This window comes from Polynucleobacter sp. 71A-WALBACH, assembly GCF_018882365.1.
GTDB lineage: Bacteria > Pseudomonadota > Gammaproteobacteria > Burkholderiales > Burkholderiaceae > Polynucleobacter.
In genome coordinates, this window is sequence record NZ_JACVOP010000004.1 from 167,616 (window position 1) to 181,345 (window position 13,730).

General features: G+C 46.6%; 18 protein-coding genes. 13 read left to right on the forward strand and 5 right to left on the reverse strand.

The genetic code is table 11. The annotated features are described in order from the left end of the window. Window positions 1-106: 106 nt before the first annotated feature. Window positions 107-688 (forward strand): hypothetical protein, encoded by a 582-nt coding sequence (locus ICN42_RS11575; protein ID WP_255539371.1) that lies wholly within the window; start codon window positions 107-109, stop codon window positions 686-688. Between the two features lie 88 nt (window positions 689-776). On the opposite strand, the gene ICN42_RS11580 is transcribed toward ICN42_RS11575, so the two are convergent. The 3 genes from ICN42_RS11580 to ICN42_RS11590 are packed head-to-tail and all read right to left on the reverse strand — an operon-like array spanning window position 777 to window position 2,721. Next, entirely contained in the window at window positions 777-1,001 is a 225-nt protein-coding gene (locus ICN42_RS11580; RefSeq protein ID WP_046330336.1) for a molybdopterin-binding protein, read from the reverse strand. A gap of 8 nt (window positions 1,002-1,009) precedes the next feature. Then, window positions 1,010-1,891, reverse strand: a complete 882-nt coding sequence (locus ICN42_RS11585) for a substrate-binding domain-containing protein (protein WP_216255006.1) — start codon at window positions 1,889-1,891, stop codon at window positions 1,010-1,012. 5 nt (window positions 1,892-1,896) lie between these two features. Continuing rightward, window positions 1,897-2,721, reverse strand: coding sequence for a substrate-binding domain-containing protein (locus ICN42_RS11590; RefSeq protein ID WP_216255009.1), 825 nt, complete (start codon window positions 2,719-2,721; stop codon window positions 1,897-1,899). A 75-nt stretch (window positions 2,722-2,796) separates the two neighbouring features. On the opposite strand from ICN42_RS11590, the gene ICN42_RS11595 reads away from it, so the two are divergent. The 7 genes from ICN42_RS11595 to ICN42_RS11625 all read left to right on the forward strand — a co-directional run bounded on the left by ICN42_RS11595 (window position 2,797) and on the right by ICN42_RS11625 (window position 8,562). Beyond that, complete coding sequence (locus tag ICN42_RS11595) at window positions 2,797-3,822, forward strand: substrate-binding domain-containing protein (protein ID WP_216255011.1); 1,026 nt, start codon at window positions 2,797-2,799, stop codon at window positions 3,820-3,822. A gap of 174 nt (window positions 3,823-3,996) precedes the next feature. Then, window positions 3,997-4,236, forward strand: coding sequence for a FeoA family protein (locus ICN42_RS11600; RefSeq protein ID WP_216255014.1), 240 nt, complete (start codon window positions 3,997-3,999; stop codon window positions 4,234-4,236). A gap of 2 nt (window positions 4,237-4,238) precedes the next feature. After that, window positions 4,239-6,152 carry a ferrous iron transporter B gene (locus ICN42_RS11605; RefSeq protein WP_216255017.1) on the forward strand — a complete coding sequence of 638 codons (1,914 nt, stop codon included), beginning with the start codon at window positions 4,239-4,241 and terminating at the stop codon, window positions 6,150-6,152. A gap of 74 nt (window positions 6,153-6,226) precedes the next feature. Further along, window positions 6,227-6,619 (forward strand): cytochrome c5 family protein, encoded by a 393-nt coding sequence (locus tag ICN42_RS11610; protein WP_216255020.1) that lies wholly within the window; start codon window positions 6,227-6,229, stop codon window positions 6,617-6,619. A gap of 101 nt (window positions 6,620-6,720) precedes the next feature. Next, the gene (locus ICN42_RS11615; RefSeq protein WP_216255023.1) at window positions 6,721-7,506 is read left to right on the forward strand and encodes a hypothetical protein; all 786 of its coding nucleotides are present in this window, start codon (window positions 6,721-6,723) and stop codon (window positions 7,504-7,506) included. A gap of 18 nt (window positions 7,507-7,524) precedes the next feature. Continuing rightward, window positions 7,525-7,809, forward strand: a complete 285-nt coding sequence (locus ICN42_RS11620) for a SemiSWEET transporter (protein ID WP_216255025.1) — start codon at window positions 7,525-7,527, stop codon at window positions 7,807-7,809. Between the two features lie 60 nt (window positions 7,810-7,869). Then, window positions 7,870-8,562 (forward strand): fumarylacetoacetate hydrolase family protein, encoded by a 693-nt coding sequence (locus ICN42_RS11625; RefSeq protein ID WP_216255027.1) that lies wholly within the window; start codon window positions 7,870-7,872, stop codon window positions 8,560-8,562. A gap of 23 nt (window positions 8,563-8,585) precedes the next feature. Here the strand turns inward: ICN42_RS11625 and ICN42_RS11630 are convergent, their stop codons facing one another. Then, the gene (locus tag ICN42_RS11630; RefSeq protein ID WP_216255030.1) at window positions 8,586-9,359 is read right to left on the reverse strand and encodes an enoyl-CoA hydratase/isomerase family protein; all 774 of its coding nucleotides are present in this window, start codon (window positions 9,357-9,359) and stop codon (window positions 8,586-8,588) included. 81 nt (window positions 9,360-9,440) lie between these two features. Here ICN42_RS11630 and ICN42_RS12045 point away from each other — a divergent pair, with 81 nt between their 5' ends. The 5 genes from ICN42_RS12045 (at window position 9,441) to ICN42_RS11650 (ending at window position 12,323) form a co-directional block, all read left to right on the forward strand. Beyond that, a complete protein-coding gene (locus ICN42_RS12045) occupies window positions 9,441-9,593 on the forward strand; it encodes a DUF5993 family protein (RefSeq protein ID WP_370626041.1) in 153 nt (50 codons plus the stop codon). Next, window positions 9,590-10,153: a disulfide bond formation protein B gene (locus tag ICN42_RS11635; protein WP_216255033.1), complete on the forward strand. Its 564-nt coding sequence runs from the start codon at window positions 9,590-9,592 to the stop codon at window positions 10,151-10,153. Before ICN42_RS12045 ends, ICN42_RS11635 begins: the two co-directional genes overlap by 4 nt. 17 nt (window positions 10,154-10,170) lie before the next feature. After that, on the forward strand, window positions 10,171-11,169 hold the full coding sequence (locus tag ICN42_RS11640; RefSeq protein ID WP_216255107.1) for a tripartite tricarboxylate transporter substrate binding protein: 999 nt from the start codon (window positions 10,171-10,173) through the stop codon (window positions 11,167-11,169). A 112-nt stretch (window positions 11,170-11,281) separates the two neighbouring features. Next, window positions 11,282-11,776, forward strand: a complete 495-nt coding sequence (locus tag ICN42_RS11645) for a hypothetical protein (RefSeq protein WP_255539373.1) — start codon at window positions 11,282-11,284, stop codon at window positions 11,774-11,776. 40 nt (window positions 11,777-11,816) lie between these two features. Further along, a complete protein-coding gene (locus ICN42_RS11650; protein WP_216255036.1) occupies window positions 11,817-12,323 on the forward strand; it encodes a glycine zipper family protein in 507 nt (168 codons plus the stop codon). A 14-nt stretch (window positions 12,324-12,337) separates the two neighbouring features. Here the strand turns inward: ICN42_RS11650 and ICN42_RS11655 are convergent, their stop codons facing one another. Further along, window positions 12,338-13,729 carry an MATE family efflux transporter gene (locus ICN42_RS11655; RefSeq protein WP_216255040.1) on the reverse strand — a complete coding sequence of 464 codons (1,392 nt, stop codon included), beginning with the start codon at window positions 13,727-13,729 and terminating at the stop codon, window positions 12,338-12,340. Window position 13,730: the final 1 nt, after the last annotated feature.

The window sequence follows — 13,730 nt, forward strand, 5'->3', positions numbered from 1 at the left end:
TTTAAATATTAGCTCTAAGGCTTATAAGTACCTTGCTTCATGGTTAAAATGAATTGGTGGCGTCAAAGGACCGGCGCCCCTTATAAACCTTTATCTAGGAGTTATCTTGAAGAAATCTTTATTAGCTGCGTTAGTTGCCTCACTCGGTTTAGTTGTTGCAAGCTCAGTATTTGCTCAAGTTCCAGCAAAAATGTTGCCATTGGCAGCTGAAGCTGCTGTATTGACTGCCACCGTTGATTCAGTGGATGTTAAGAAGCGCATCGTAGTTTTGAAAGACATGAATGGTAACTTGGTTCAAATGAATGTATCCAAGCAGGTAAATGATTTGGATAAAGTAAAAAAGGGTGATGTGTTTGTTGTTGAGCACGCTCAAGCGATTGCAGTTGGATTGATCGCTGCTCCTAAAGATGCAAAACCAGGTGTTTCAGGTGTTCGTTCAGTTGTGATCGCTGGCAAAGGATCTGCCAAGCCATTTGAAGAAACTACTGACACTGTTTATGCAACAGTGAAGATCGGCACAATCGATGCAAAAACTCGTATTGTGACTTTCACAATGCCATCAGGCGAGAAGCAAAAAGTCAAAGTGGATCAAAGTGTTTTAGGTCTTGAGAAATTCAAGGCTGGTGATGACGTCATGGTTGAATTCGTTGACGACACAGCCATTGGTTTCGTAGCAGCAAAGAAGTAAGCGTTTAATACTCAATTCAGCATTACCCAGTGCTGAAGTAGTAAAGAAAAAGGCCCGCAATGCGGGCCTTTTGCATGCAGACTAAAGATTAAGCGTCTTTAGCAATCATGACATCAGAAGCTTTAATGACTGCCCAAGCCTGATCGCCAACCTTCAGATTCAGCTCGTCCACAGCCTCATTAGTGATAGAGGCAGTAACAATATGACCGGCGCCAATATCCAACTTCACGTGAGAAGTAGTTTGACCCATTTTGAGCTCAACCACTTTACCGCTGAGCGTATTGCGTGCACTGAGTTTGACTTTAAGTTCCATGATTTTTCCTATTGGACGTATTGTTTAGCGTAGACAGCGTCATTGTAGAGGGCTTCCTTGTACTGCGCCTTGCCGTAGTTTCTGATAATGGCCTGGCCTTCATCGGACGCGACAAATTGAATGAAATTTGCGGCGATATCGCGATTCTCGGTTGCGCTCACGGGAGCCACCAAAGCATCATAGGTATTAACTAAGTAGGGGTCTCCGCGATACAGAATTTGCAGATCAGGAGCGACATTTTTTTCTGCCACCCAGGTACTGCTATCTGTCATGAAGTAGGCTTTATCCGTATTCGCTTTCTTGAGGGACGCGGTCATAAAGTCGTTGGTCACGATATACCAATTTCCCTCAGGTGAAATCCCCGCCTTTTTCCAAATATCCATTTCTTTTTGGTGAGTTCCTGATTTATCACCTCGAGAAATAAAGTTTGCCTGTGCCTTAGCAATTTTTATGTAAGCATCTGCGCCACTGCTAGCCGTTTTGATTTTGGCCGCATCGGCTTTGGGCCCAACAATATAAAACTCATTTGAGCCAATCAGTGTTCTGCCAGTTGCCCAGCCCTCGGCAATGGCTTTATTGACACCCTCAGGTGCGTGCACCATGATCATATCGACCTGTTGTGTTTTCAGCAGGTTGAGGGAAGCACCACTTCCAGCCTTAATCCACACCAGGCGAGCACCTTCCTTTTTATCAAAGGCTTCACCAAGTTGTTGTAGTAGACCTAATTCTCCGGGGCTACCAGTCGCTAATTTAAAGCTCTTGTTCCCTTGACCATAGGTGGCTTCCACTTTGGGCGGGCTGGATTGAGCTTGAGCTATCGATACTTGCATTCCAATTCCCATTAGCAAAGTGGTGAGTAGTGCGCAGATGCGTAGCTGTGGATTTCTCATCTGAATTATTTCTTAGCGTTTGGGAAGAAGAGTTGCTCGCCACCAATTTGATAGCTGGCGATGACATCCTGTCCATTCTTGGAGGTAATCCAATCGATGAAAGCTTGACCTTCGGCTTTTTTGACATGAGGGAATTTAGCTGGATTTACCAACATCACACCGTACTGGTTAAATAGTTTTGGATCACCTTGAACCAGGATAGTTAAATCACCGCGGTTCTTAAAGGAAAGCCAAGTGGCGCGATCAGCCAAGATATAGCCATTCATGGCTGACGCTGTATTGAGTGCGGGCCCCATGCCTGACCCAGTTTCTTTATACCAACTAGGGGTTGGAGCAACTGCTACGCCAGAATCTTTCCAGTAGCGTAACTCTGCTGCATGCGTGCCACTCTTATCGCCACGCGATACAAAGGGCGCTTGAGCTGTTGCAATTTTCTGAAACGCAACTTTGATATCTTTGCCGCCGCCAATTTTTGCTGGATCAGATTTAGGGCCAATCAATACGAAGTCGTTGTACATAACTTCAACACGCTTTGTAGCATAACCTTCGCTGACAAATTTCTCTTCAGCGGGTTTGTCATGCACAAACACCACATCAGCATCTCCACGACGTCCGATATCTAAAGCCTGGCCAGTCCCAACTGCAACCACCTTGACGTCGATACCTGTCTTCATTTTGAAGATTGGCAAGATGAAGCCAAAGAGTCCAGACTGTTCTGTTGAGGTTGTGGATGACACAACAATGCTTTTCTCTTGTGCGGTAGCTGAGTTACTTAAAAGTGTCAGGGCAGTTAAGGCAGCTATTAGTAAGCGGTTAAATGAGAATTTCATCTGAGTTCACTTCCCTTGTTGAGGTTCGGTTAAGATTTGTCATATTACAAAACATCAATATGCAAAAAATTACATATGAGAATACAGATTCGGCCAACCCTTGTTTTTGGTAGTAAGAATGCAAAAGATCCAGCCGTAGTCGATTTGGTATGGTTAACAGCTTTGCTAAAAGATATTGATCACGGCAAAACACTGATGTCTGCCTGCAAAAAAATGGGTTTGTCTTATAGGAATGTCTGGCAAAAATTAAACGAAGTTGAACTGGCCTTAGGATTTAAGCTAATCGATCGGGTGAGGGGGCATGGCTCCCAATTATCGGAATACGCCAGATACTTGATTCAATTTACCGAAGACTTTGATCAAAAGACAATGCGATTGGGCCAGACCAGCCTATCTCACCTTGAAGAGGGGTTTGCTCAATTTAGAGTCAAAGCAAAAAAACAATGGCGCTTTGCTAGTAGTAGCGACCCCATAATTCAAAAAGCAGTATTCGACATTGAAGGCTTTGAGTTAATTACAGCTGGATCAGGTGAAGCTTTAGAGCGTCTTCTCAATTATGAGGTGGACATTGCTGGATTCCATATTTCAGATCCGCAAAGCTCTCAGATTATTGCCAAGCGACTTCAAAAAGAGGGGATGCAAATATTCCCTGTCATGAAGCGAGTGCAAGGCCTCTTGGTAGCCAAAGGCAATCCACTGAACATCATTTCACCCAAAGACTTGCTCAGACCTAAAGTTCGCTTTATCAACCGCCAGAAGGGGTCGGGAACACGTTTGCTGTTGGATACCATTTTGGCTAAAGAAGGTATTGATGCCCATGGCATCAAGGGTTACGAGAATGAAGAATTTACCCACTCTGCGATTGCCACGGCAATATTGGCAAAAAAGGCAGACGTAGGCATGGGTGTGAAAAGTATTGCGCTAGAAAATGGCTTGGATTTCATACAGCTAAAAGATGAAATATTTTTTCTAGCCACGAATGAAGACTTGAGCACCAATCGCGATTTTGCAAAACTGATTCGTAAAATCCGCACCCTCTCGGGTGTTAGTCCTGGCTATAAATCAATCAGTCTGAAGAGGCAAATTGCTGGCTGGCTATAAGCTAAGGCTCATTCTGCGCTAAGACTGGTTGAGTGCTTAGCTGCTCTATTTTTGTTTTAAATCAAGACGCTGACTGGCTAAATGGGTGATTATTAGGCTCAAATCGCATTTTTAGAGAATGATATTCATTCTCATGTGGGGATATAATTAATTTAGTCCATTACCGATCCAGCCATGAATCTTGAAGAAATCCTCCCGGGCGTAAGAGCTCGTGTCAGCAGAATCACCATTACAGGTGATCAGCGTGAAGATATGCGTGGCCAACTAGAAGACATTGGATTTCTGCCTGGCGAACAGGTGGAAGTCCTGCGCAAAGGATTGCTGGGTCAAGGCCCGATATTAATCAGAGTTGGTTCATCAACATTTGCCTTGCGAGAATCTGAAGCTCGAATGGTTGAGGTGGAAACCCTTTAAGCATGTCTGAAGCGCAGATTCATTTCTTCCCACGTGAGCCCTTAGTCGCGCTGCTTGGTAATCCCAATTGTGGAAAAACCGCGCTATTTAATCTACTTACAGGAAGCCGCCAAAAGGTGGCTAATTATTCTGGCGTTACTGTAGAGAGAAAAGAAGGGCGCTTAATTCTCGAATCTGAAAAGGTCATCCGCATTCTTGATCTTCCTGGCGCCTATAGTTTGTATCCACGTTCTTTAGATGAGCGGGTGACTTGTAATGTGCTGCATGGCAATGCTCAGGGCGAAAAGCGTCCCGACCTCGTGCTGTGCGTACTCAATGCCATGAATCTCAGGCGCAATTTACGCCTGGTGTTATCTGCAAAACGCCTCGGATTGCCCTGTGTTGTAGTGCTTAATATGGTGGATGTCGCTAAGCGTCAAGGTGTCAATGTAGACGTAAAAGCCTTGTCCCAAGAGCTCGGCCTTCCAGTCATTGCCACGGTGGGAGTTCAGTCGGATGGTGCCGATGAGCTTAAGCAGTATTTAGGTGAGCTGGATTGGAAAAACTTATCAGCATTGCGTGCCAGCGATGTTGACGAGGGCGTTGAAACTCCTCAGGATCACACCAAGCACACTGAGCTAGACAATGAACAGGTTCAACGCATATTGCAAAATCTTGGCTTAGATCAGATCATTCCAGATCGCATGAGCGATCGTCTCGATGCTGTATTACTTCATCCCGTTTTTGGTCCAATCATCTTGGCCACAGTCCTATTCTTTATTTTTCAGGCTGTATTTAGTTGGGCAACCTTACCCATGCAGGTAATCGAGTCCGGAGTAGATTGGCTCGGTGCCGTATTCACGCAAGCACTTCCAAATAATTGGTTACGTAGCTTATTGGTAGATGGCATTCTGGCTGGTGCGGGTGGCGTACTGATTTTCTTGCCGCAGATTTTGATTCTGTACTTTTTCATCCTCATTTTGGAGGAGTCTGGCTACCTTCCCCGGGCTGCGTACTTATTGGATCGCTTGATGGGGCGAGTTGGTTTATCGGGCAGATCGTTTATTCCTCTGCTATCTAGCTTTGCCTGCGCTATCCCTGGAATTATGGCGACACGCAGTATCTCCAATGCGCGTGATCGTTTGGTGACGATTCTGATTGCCCCAATGATGACTTGCTCAGCACGTCTACCCGTGTATGCCTTATTAATATCGGCTTTTATTCCTGAGCGTAAATTGTGGGCTGGATTAGATTTACAAGGTCTGGTTTTATTCTCACTCTATGTAGCTGGCATTGTTGGTGCAATGGCTGTAGCTTGGGTACTGAAGCGCTTTACTAGTGAAAAGTTTCAGCTCAATGCTTTGATGATGGAGTTGCCGAGTTATCACTTGCCGCGTTTGGGAAATTTAGCAATTGGTTTGTGGCAGCGTGCTGAAATTTTCTTACGTCGCGCTGGTGGAATTATTCTCATCATGACGGTGTGTCTCTGGGCGCTCTCTAGTTTTCCGCTTCCTCCAGAAAATGCGACTGGCTCCCCCATTCAATACAGTATTGCCGGAATGATGGGTCAAGCCTTGGCAGTCGTCTTTGAGCCCATCGGTTTCAATTGGCAAATCAGTATTGCTTTGGTACCTGGTATGGCAGCGCGTGAAGTGGTGGTGAGCTCTTTGGCAACAGTGTATGCACTATCGAGCTCTGGAGTTGATGCCGCGGATGCTTTGGTACCACTCATTTCTAAAGGCTGGAGTTTAGCTACAGGTTTATCTCTGCTAGCTTGGTTTGTATTTGCCCCTCAGTGTCTTTCGACGATTGCAGCCGTTAAAAGAGAGACGGGCGGCTGGAAGATTCCGGTCATTATGTTGAGCTACCTTTTTGGCTTGGCTTACCTGGCAGCCTTCATTACTTATAGGGTTGCGAGCTATTTTGGCTTGGCTTAGCTTGCCTTTAGACGTTTATTGCAAAATTGAGATAAATTGTCATGAATATAAATTAACTCCCTATCGGCGTCCTTATGAATTTATCCCTCCGCTCCATGATTCTTGTTGCCTCTGCAGGCGCTAGCTTTGCAACATTCGCTGAACCCGGTGAGAGCACCTATAAACAAGTTTGTGCAGCCTGTCATGGCGCTGGCGTTTTGAATGCCCCCAAGTTTGGTGATAAGGCTAAGTGGGCCCCATTGATTGCTGAGGGTCAAGTTATTCTTACGGCGCATGCTTATGTTGGCGTAAGGAGCATGCCTCCTAAAGGTGGTAACCCGAACCTCACGATCGAGAGCTTCTCAGACGCAGTGGCTTATATGGCTAATAAGGCGGGTGGCAACTGGAAAACTCCTGACGCAAAAACTCTTGCTGCAATTAATAAAGAAATTGAATCGCGTAAATCAGGTCTCAATCAAAAACAATAGCTTCATCAAAAAAAGTCGTATCAATCTGACGATAAAGTACCCAATGAGTTTGCAGTCCCATCAAATTGAGAGCATTGACTGCTATACCGTATTTCTAGCTTATGTTTAAGGCTGGACTGCGCCTGAGGGTAATTTGGGTTTCAATTTCTTTGGCACTCTTTCCAGTTCTAGGGCATGCGGTCTTGCAAGATGAGATTCAGGTTTATGACGATGCGATCAATGCAAAGGGTGAGACTAGTCTAGAAGTGCATATGAATAGCACCCCACGAGGTATTCAGACGCCATCCTATCCAGGAGAGGTGATGAGTAACAATGGCATTCGGGTAACGCCAGAATTTGCTTATGGCCTAGGTAACAACTTAGAGGCTGGCTTGTACATATCCTATGCCAGCAATGATAGTAAGTTTCAGTATGCCGCTACGAAGCTTCGAATGAAATGGTTGCCCTACCAAGAGGAGCATGGTGATCTTTTCTTTGCGGGTGTAAATCTTGAGCTTGCCAATATCCAGCCCCAGTTTGATGAATCTCGCTATAACGGAGAGCTGCGTTTCATTATTGGTAAGCATTTTGATGAATGGTTGATTTCATTCAACCCCATTTTTGATGTCGCCCTTTCTCAGTCCTATATTCACCAGGCCCCTTATTTTTCTACGGCAACACGAGTCTCGCGAGAAATCTATGGAGATCTTGCCCTTGGGGTCGAGTACTACTCAAGCCTGAATCAGATCAACCAACCTATTAACTATCAAAATACCCAGCAATTGGGATTTTTGATGATGTACTACGATGGAAAGCCAATTTCTTTTCAGGCGGGGGTAGGTAAGGGCTTTTCCAACAGCACTGACCCTCTTACGCTCAAAGCCATCTTTTCCTTTCCGCTCCCATAAACCTTTTTAGATCGCACCATGGATATAGTCTCCCCAGAAACGATTGGCTACTGCGCCGCATTCCTGACCACGATTGCTTTTCTACCTCAGGCTATTCAATCCTGGCGCACTCGAGATCTTTCTGGAATCTCCTTGGGGATGTATAGCTTGTTTACTACGGGCGTTGGTTTATGGCTGATTTACGGGCTCATCATCGAGAAATGGCCTTTAATCTTGGCCAATGCCTTGACCTTTGTCCTGGCGCTGAGCATTTTGCTACTTAAACTCTGCACCCACGGCCAAATACGACATCTATCGAAGTAATGTCATAATTAATTCACACAATAATTATTAAAAACTAGACACCCATCAGAAAGGCCATTCATGAGCACAGCGTACGTTATCGATCCACCGATCATCCCATCACTTCCTGTAGTGGGTGATACCCGCCGGTTTGCTGTAAACCGTATTTATTGCGTGGGCCGTAACTATGCTGATCACGCACGTGAGATGGGCCATGATCCAGATCGCGAGCCACCATTCTTTTTTATGAAGCCAGCTAACTCTATCGTGGCCGATGGTAAAGATATGCAATATCCAAACTTATCAAATGATGTTCACCATGAAATTGAGATGGTTGTTGCTATCGGCAAAGGTGGCGCTAATATTCCTGCGGATAAAGCCTTAGAGCATGTGTATGGTTATGGCGTCGGTCTCGATATGACTCGTCGCGACCTGCAAGGTGAGGCCAAAAAAATGGGGCGCCCTTGGGATACCGGCAAAGCCTTTGATCAATCCGCTCCTTGTGCTGCGATTACGCCTGCTGCGCAGTGCGGACATCCTAATAAAGGTGCAGTCAAGTTATTGGTGAATGGTGAAGTGCGTCAAGAGGGTGATTTAAACCAATTAATTTGGAACGTTCCAGATACTATTGCTTATCTCTCCACTTTATTTACGCTCGAGCCAGGCGATTTGATTATGTCTGGCACACCTGCAGGCGTTGGTCCCGTAAAAAAGGGTGATGTGCTTGAGGGTAGTGTTGAAGGCCTTACTCCACTGAAAATCAAGATCGTTTAATAAGGGGCCGTCTCTTTTAAGAATTACTTACCAAGCCACTTTGGCGAGCGTCCTTCAAGGAAGGCATTAACTCCTTCTTTGAAGTCAATGCTGTTGTAAGTCTCTCTCATGAGTTCGGTGCAATCGGGTAAATTGCTTTCTATCAAGCGCGCCAAAGTCACTTTGCTCGCTTTTTGCGTAATCGGAGCGAGCGTAGCTAACTTGATAGCTAAGGCTTGAGTTGCCTCTGTAATGTGATCGGGGGCAGTAGTTTGATATAGGTAGCCTGAGTTGAGCAACTCTGGCGCTTTAATGAGCTCTGCGGTCAACAGCATGCGTTTGACCATGGGCACACCCAAATGATTTGCTATCCAGGAGAGATTGCTGGGCGATAAGCAATTACCTAAAGTCTTGGCTACTGGAATACCAAAGCGTGCATCAACAGTCGATATTCTGAAATCACAGGCGGTGGCAATGAGTAGACCGCTGCCAACAGCCAAGCCTTCAATTAGTGCAATTGTCGGAATAGGTAAGTGTTGCAAGGAATGAAAAATCGCATCGACTGCAACTTCATAAGCCTCGTTTTCTTGGAGATCTACAAATTGCTGGATGTCGCTACCGGATACAAAGGCTTTGTCTCCAGCTCCTCTAAAAATAGCCACCCTAATCTCTGGTCTATTTGCAATTTCATCGCAAATTCGCTTGAGTTCTTCATACATCGGCCAAGTTAAGGCATTGCGTGCTGTGGGATTATTAAAGGTAATGCTGGCAATGGATCCATCAAGCTGGAAGTCGATGCAGGGTGGGGTGGGGTTCATGACTTCATTCTATACAAAAGACCCTTTGAAGCACTTGTTTTTAGAGTTCCGATCGACCTGAGATAGAATTCTTACATGTACATGTTTCTACCTTTCCTGACAGCCTTTATCGGCCTTGTCCTTGTTTGGTTTGAGAAGCGTCTGGCAGGTTTAGTGGTGCTTGCCATTACCGTCGGTATCCTGATGTTCTGGTTCCGAATTCACGCCACTAGTCATTTGAATATCAGCCTGTGAGCAAGCATTCCTTTCCCTCCCTAGCAAGTCTAGGTAATCAGCTGGCTTTAGCCGCAATCATTGGCATGCTGTCCTATGCCTTCGTGGATCAACTCTATTTTGGTGAATTACCATGCCCACTTTGCTTAATGCAACGCATGGGTTTTGTGATCATTGGTTTTGCGCTGGTTCTTAATATTCGTTGTGGTGCGCATTCAGCTCATTATGGTTGGGGCATTATTGGCGGCTTAGTAGGGATGATGGTTTCCTTGCGCCAAGTATTTCTGCATATCTTGCCAGGTGATCAAGGGTTCGGAAAAACTTTTCTAGAGCTTCATTTTTACACTTGGGCTTACGTAGGCTACGTTGGACTACTGGCTGGCCTTGCTATTTTATTGATGTTGCCTAACCGTGACGTACGCTCACGCTCACTGTTTGCAAATACATTAGTGATTCTATTTATCGTTCTAGTCTTTGCTAACCTCGCTTCTACGCTTTTAGAATGCGGCATTGGCCCCTGCGCCGATGATCCCGTTAAATACGAGGGATGGATCTGGTTACGCACGCGTTTCGGTTTTTAAGTAGCGTGGGTGATTGGATGAAGGGCGCCTCTGATGTGGTGAAGGGCTTGGCAGTGCTTCTTGCTTGCCTAAGCTTTACTGGTACCGCCCAATCTCAAACATCTCAAGCTAATGCTGCTTGGCCAAAGCAGCCTATTCGGATTGTGGTCACTTTTACACCGGGAGGTGCCCCTGATATTTTGGCGCGCGTACTTGCCGAGAGTTGGCAACAAAGTTTAGGCGTGCCAGTTCTTGTGGAAAACCGTCCTGGCTATGGCGGCAATATCGGCGCTGACCTAGTGGCGAAGAGTGAGCCTGATGGTTATACGCTCCTGATCGGCACGGTAGGTATTCATGCGATTAATGGGGCGCTCTATGACAAGATGTCTTTTCATCCGGTCAATGATTTCACGCCCATTAGTTTTTTAGCGAGTACTCCAAATGTGTTGGTAGTGAACAAGAAGTTGGGTGTGCATAATCTGCATGAACTCATTGAGCTGGCTAAAGCCAAACCTAACGAGCTCACTTTTGGCTCCTCTGGTGTCGGTACCTCCTTACATATGTCTGGCGAACTCTTTAAAGAAATGACTGGGGTACAGATTCGGCATATTCCATATAAAGGGAGAGCGCAATCTTTGCCCGATCTGATTAGTGGCCGAATTTCAATGCTCTTTGATAATCTGTCTTCATCGCTGCCTCTGATTAAGGCGGGAGAGGTGCAGGCTTTGGCGGTAACCACCTTAAAACGCTCTCCAGCAGCTCCAGAGATTCCGACCATGGCAGAGCAAGGCTTGCCAGGATTTGAGGCAACATCGTGGTTCTCGCTCATGGCGCCGGCTAATTTGCCTCCAGCCCTGCAAAAGCGCTTAAATACCCTGACTCGCCAAACCCTCAACCAGGCTAAGGTAAAGCAAAAGCTCCTAGCTAGCGGCCTAGACCCTGCGCCTGGAAGTCCACAAGAGCTTTTTAGATTGATCCAATCCGAGACCAATAAATGGGGTAGAGTTGTTTACAAATCAGGCGCAAAATTGGAATAGCTAGCCTCTAAAGCGAAGTAAAAAATATTCCACTAAAACCCGAATTCCTGTCAGCCTGGATTTGGGTGAAGCGTTAAAGATGCTAGGAGGCGACCAATTAATGGGGTCCACTATGAAAACAAGCCAAAAGCAGTACCAATCAGCAATAGCTAAATCAGTTCTGACGCTCCTAGCGGCTGCGGGTTTATTCGCGCTTGCCCCAGTGGCGGCTCAAGCGGGCAATGTCGGCTGGGCGGTCTCTGTTGGAGGCGGTGGTTATGGTGGTGGCTACGGCGGTGGTTGGCGTCCAGCAGCATACGGCCCAGGATGGGGTGGTGGTTGGGGGCCAGGTTGGCGTGGCGGATACTATGGTGCTGGCTATGGCTACCCCTATGCCGCTGGCTACTATGCGCCACCAGTAGTCTATGCCGCTCCGCCAGTAGTTACCTATGCAGCTCCTCCACAACCCATGGTTTTGGCTTCGCAGCCTCAACCTCCAGTTTGGTATTACTGTGAAGCGAGTGGACAGTATTTTCCGTACGTGCAAAGTTGCGCCTCTGGATGGCAGACTCAGCCAGCAATGCCACCTTCTGGCAATGCCTCCACAAGACAGCGCTTTCACAACTAAGTCAGTTATTGAAGTAACTAATACGATTTAAGGAATGAATATGAAACGTACCATCTTGGCATTGGCGATCATCAGCTCTTTAGCTGCCTGCGTCTCTGCGCCAACCGGTCCAACAGTCGCCATCATGCCGCGCGAGGGAAAGCCTTTTGAAGTATTTCAGCAGGAAGACCAGCAGTGTCGTGAGTTTGCTGCAAATGCAGTCAAAGATACTAGCAACGCAGCTTTAAAAGAAGGCGCTACTAGTGCGGCGATAGGCGCGGCTTTAGGTGCGGCTGCAGGTGCGGTGATTCAGGGGGGTAGCAGTCAGGGCGTTGGTACGGGGGCTGGTATTGGTTTACTTGGCGGTGCCGCAATGGGGGCTATGAATTCTGCTGGTAAACAAAATCAATCTCAAGCTCAATACAACATCGCCTATCAACAATGTATGTATTCCAAAGGCAATCAAGTGCCTAGTTACCCAACCCAAAGTGGTGGTGGTAGCAATAGCTACAACATTCCACAAGGCAAGCCATCAATGCCACCAAGCGGTTTCAAGCCTATTCAGTAAACGATGTACTGTAATTAAACCTCGACCGGCGGATGCGTTTTCTCAAAGCGCGCCGCCGTTCTTCTAAAGAGGTAGAGCAATAGGAGTGCGGCTAATCCCAAGCTCATGCTATTACCAGCCCAAAAGCCATTGGCACCTTGTAAGAACTCAGGGGTATTGCCAAAGATATTGAATCCCATCAAATAGCCGCCACCTAAACCAACACCCCAAAGTGAGCCTGCATAAATCAGCATAGGCCAGAAGGCGATGCGATAGGCACGCAAAATAAATGCCGCAGTAATCTGCAGAGCATCGAAGACTTGGTAAAAGGCAATAAACAAAAAGAGTGGAATGGAAAATACTTTGACCTCTGGTGGCGGGTCATACAGATCTAAAAGTTGAACTCTCAATATCCACACCGCAATACCAATTGAAATGCAGAGCGTAGTGGTGAAAAATACCGACGACCAACCAATCTCTTCTGCGCGCTCTTGTTTGTTTGCGCCAATCGATTGCGATACCAATGTCATCGTCGCAATCGAGAGTGATAAAGGCACCATGTAAATGACGGTACCCATATTGGCCACGATTTGATGGCCTGCTAAAGCGGTAGTACCCAGGCGGGCAATGAAGAGCGACATAAAAGTGAAGGAGGTCACTTCAATTAAATAGCTAAAGCCAATTGGTGCGCCTAACTTCAGCAAGGTCCAGATGCGATGCCAGTCAGGCCAACTAAAGCGCGCAAAGATTTTGAATGGCCGATAGAAGCTATCAAAGACTACAAATCCCAGGGTAATGATGAGCCAGAACCAGTTGATGATGACCGTGGCTACCGCACATCCTGGGCCACCCATCCCTTCAATGCCTAGGCCACCATAAATAAACAAAAGATTGAGGGGCAGCTTTAAACCTAAGCCTATTAGCTGCACCACGGTAATCACTGCGGGCCTAGATACGGCGTTATGTAGCGCCATCAGTACGCGCATCGCCATGCTCGCTGGTAAACCAATGGCAAGAATATTGAGATACAACCTAGCCTTGCCTTCAATATCTGGAGTCACTTGTGAGATTTGCAGGAGATGATCGGCATTCAGGAGAATTGCGCCACCCAATAGAGTAAGTCCCACGGCTAGCCAGGTGGCTTGACGTACTTCTTCACCAATCTCACCCAACCGCTTAGCGCCAAAGAGCTGTCCAGCAATTGGGGCGAGGGCGGAGATCACGCCAGTCAGACCAACATAGACACTAATAAAGATGGCTGAAGCCATCGCTAGCGCAGCTAAGTCATCAGCGGAGTAGCGCGCTGTCATGGCCGTATCTAAAACGCCAAAAGTAATTACTGCTAGCTGACCAATCAGAATCGGGCCAGCGAGTTTTAGTAGAGAGGGGATATCCTCGCGCAAGCGCGATAACTTAAAGTGCAACACG

Coding starts and splice junctions, on each gene's coding strand:
- ICN42_RS11580 (WP_046330336.1), bottom strand. CDS start 1,001: ATGGAACTTAAAGTCAAACTCAGTGCACGCAATACGCTCAGCGGTAAA.
- ICN42_RS11585 (WP_216255006.1), bottom strand. CDS start 1,891: ATGAGAAATCCACAGCTACGCATCTGCGCACTACTCACCACTTTGCTA.
- ICN42_RS11590 (WP_216255009.1), bottom strand. CDS start 2,721: ATGAAATTCTCATTTAACCGCTTACTAATAGCTGCCTTAACTGCCCTG.
- ICN42_RS11595 (WP_216255011.1), top strand. CDS start 2,797: ATGAGAATACAGATTCGGCCAACCCTTGTTTTTGGTAGTAAGAATGCA.
- ICN42_RS11600 (WP_216255014.1), top strand. CDS start 3,997: ATGAATCTTGAAGAAATCCTCCCGGGCGTAAGAGCTCGTGTCAGCAGA.
- ICN42_RS11605 (WP_216255017.1), top strand. CDS start 4,239: ATGTCTGAAGCGCAGATTCATTTCTTCCCACGTGAGCCCTTAGTCGCG.
- ICN42_RS11610 (WP_216255020.1), top strand. CDS start 6,227: ATGAATTTATCCCTCCGCTCCATGATTCTTGTTGCCTCTGCAGGCGCT.
- ICN42_RS11615 (WP_216255023.1), top strand. CDS start 6,721: ATGTTTAAGGCTGGACTGCGCCTGAGGGTAATTTGGGTTTCAATTTCT.
- ICN42_RS11620 (WP_216255025.1), top strand. CDS start 7,525: ATGGATATAGTCTCCCCAGAAACGATTGGCTACTGCGCCGCATTCCTG.
- ICN42_RS11625 (WP_216255027.1), top strand. CDS start 7,870: ATGAGCACAGCGTACGTTATCGATCCACCGATCATCCCATCACTTCCT.
- ICN42_RS11630 (WP_216255030.1), bottom strand. CDS start 9,359: ATGAACCCCACCCCACCCTGCATCGACTTCCAGCTTGATGGATCCATT.
- ICN42_RS12045 (WP_370626041.1), top strand. CDS start 9,441: ATGTTTCTACCTTTCCTGACAGCCTTTATCGGCCTTGTCCTTGTTTGG.
- ICN42_RS11640 (WP_216255107.1), top strand. CDS start 10,171: ATGAAGGGCGCCTCTGATGTGGTGAAGGGCTTGGCAGTGCTTCTTGCT.
- ICN42_RS11645 (WP_255539373.1), top strand. CDS start 11,282: ATGAAAACAAGCCAAAAGCAGTACCAATCAGCAATAGCTAAATCAGTT.
- ICN42_RS11650 (WP_216255036.1), top strand. CDS start 11,817: ATGAAACGTACCATCTTGGCATTGGCGATCATCAGCTCTTTAGCTGCC.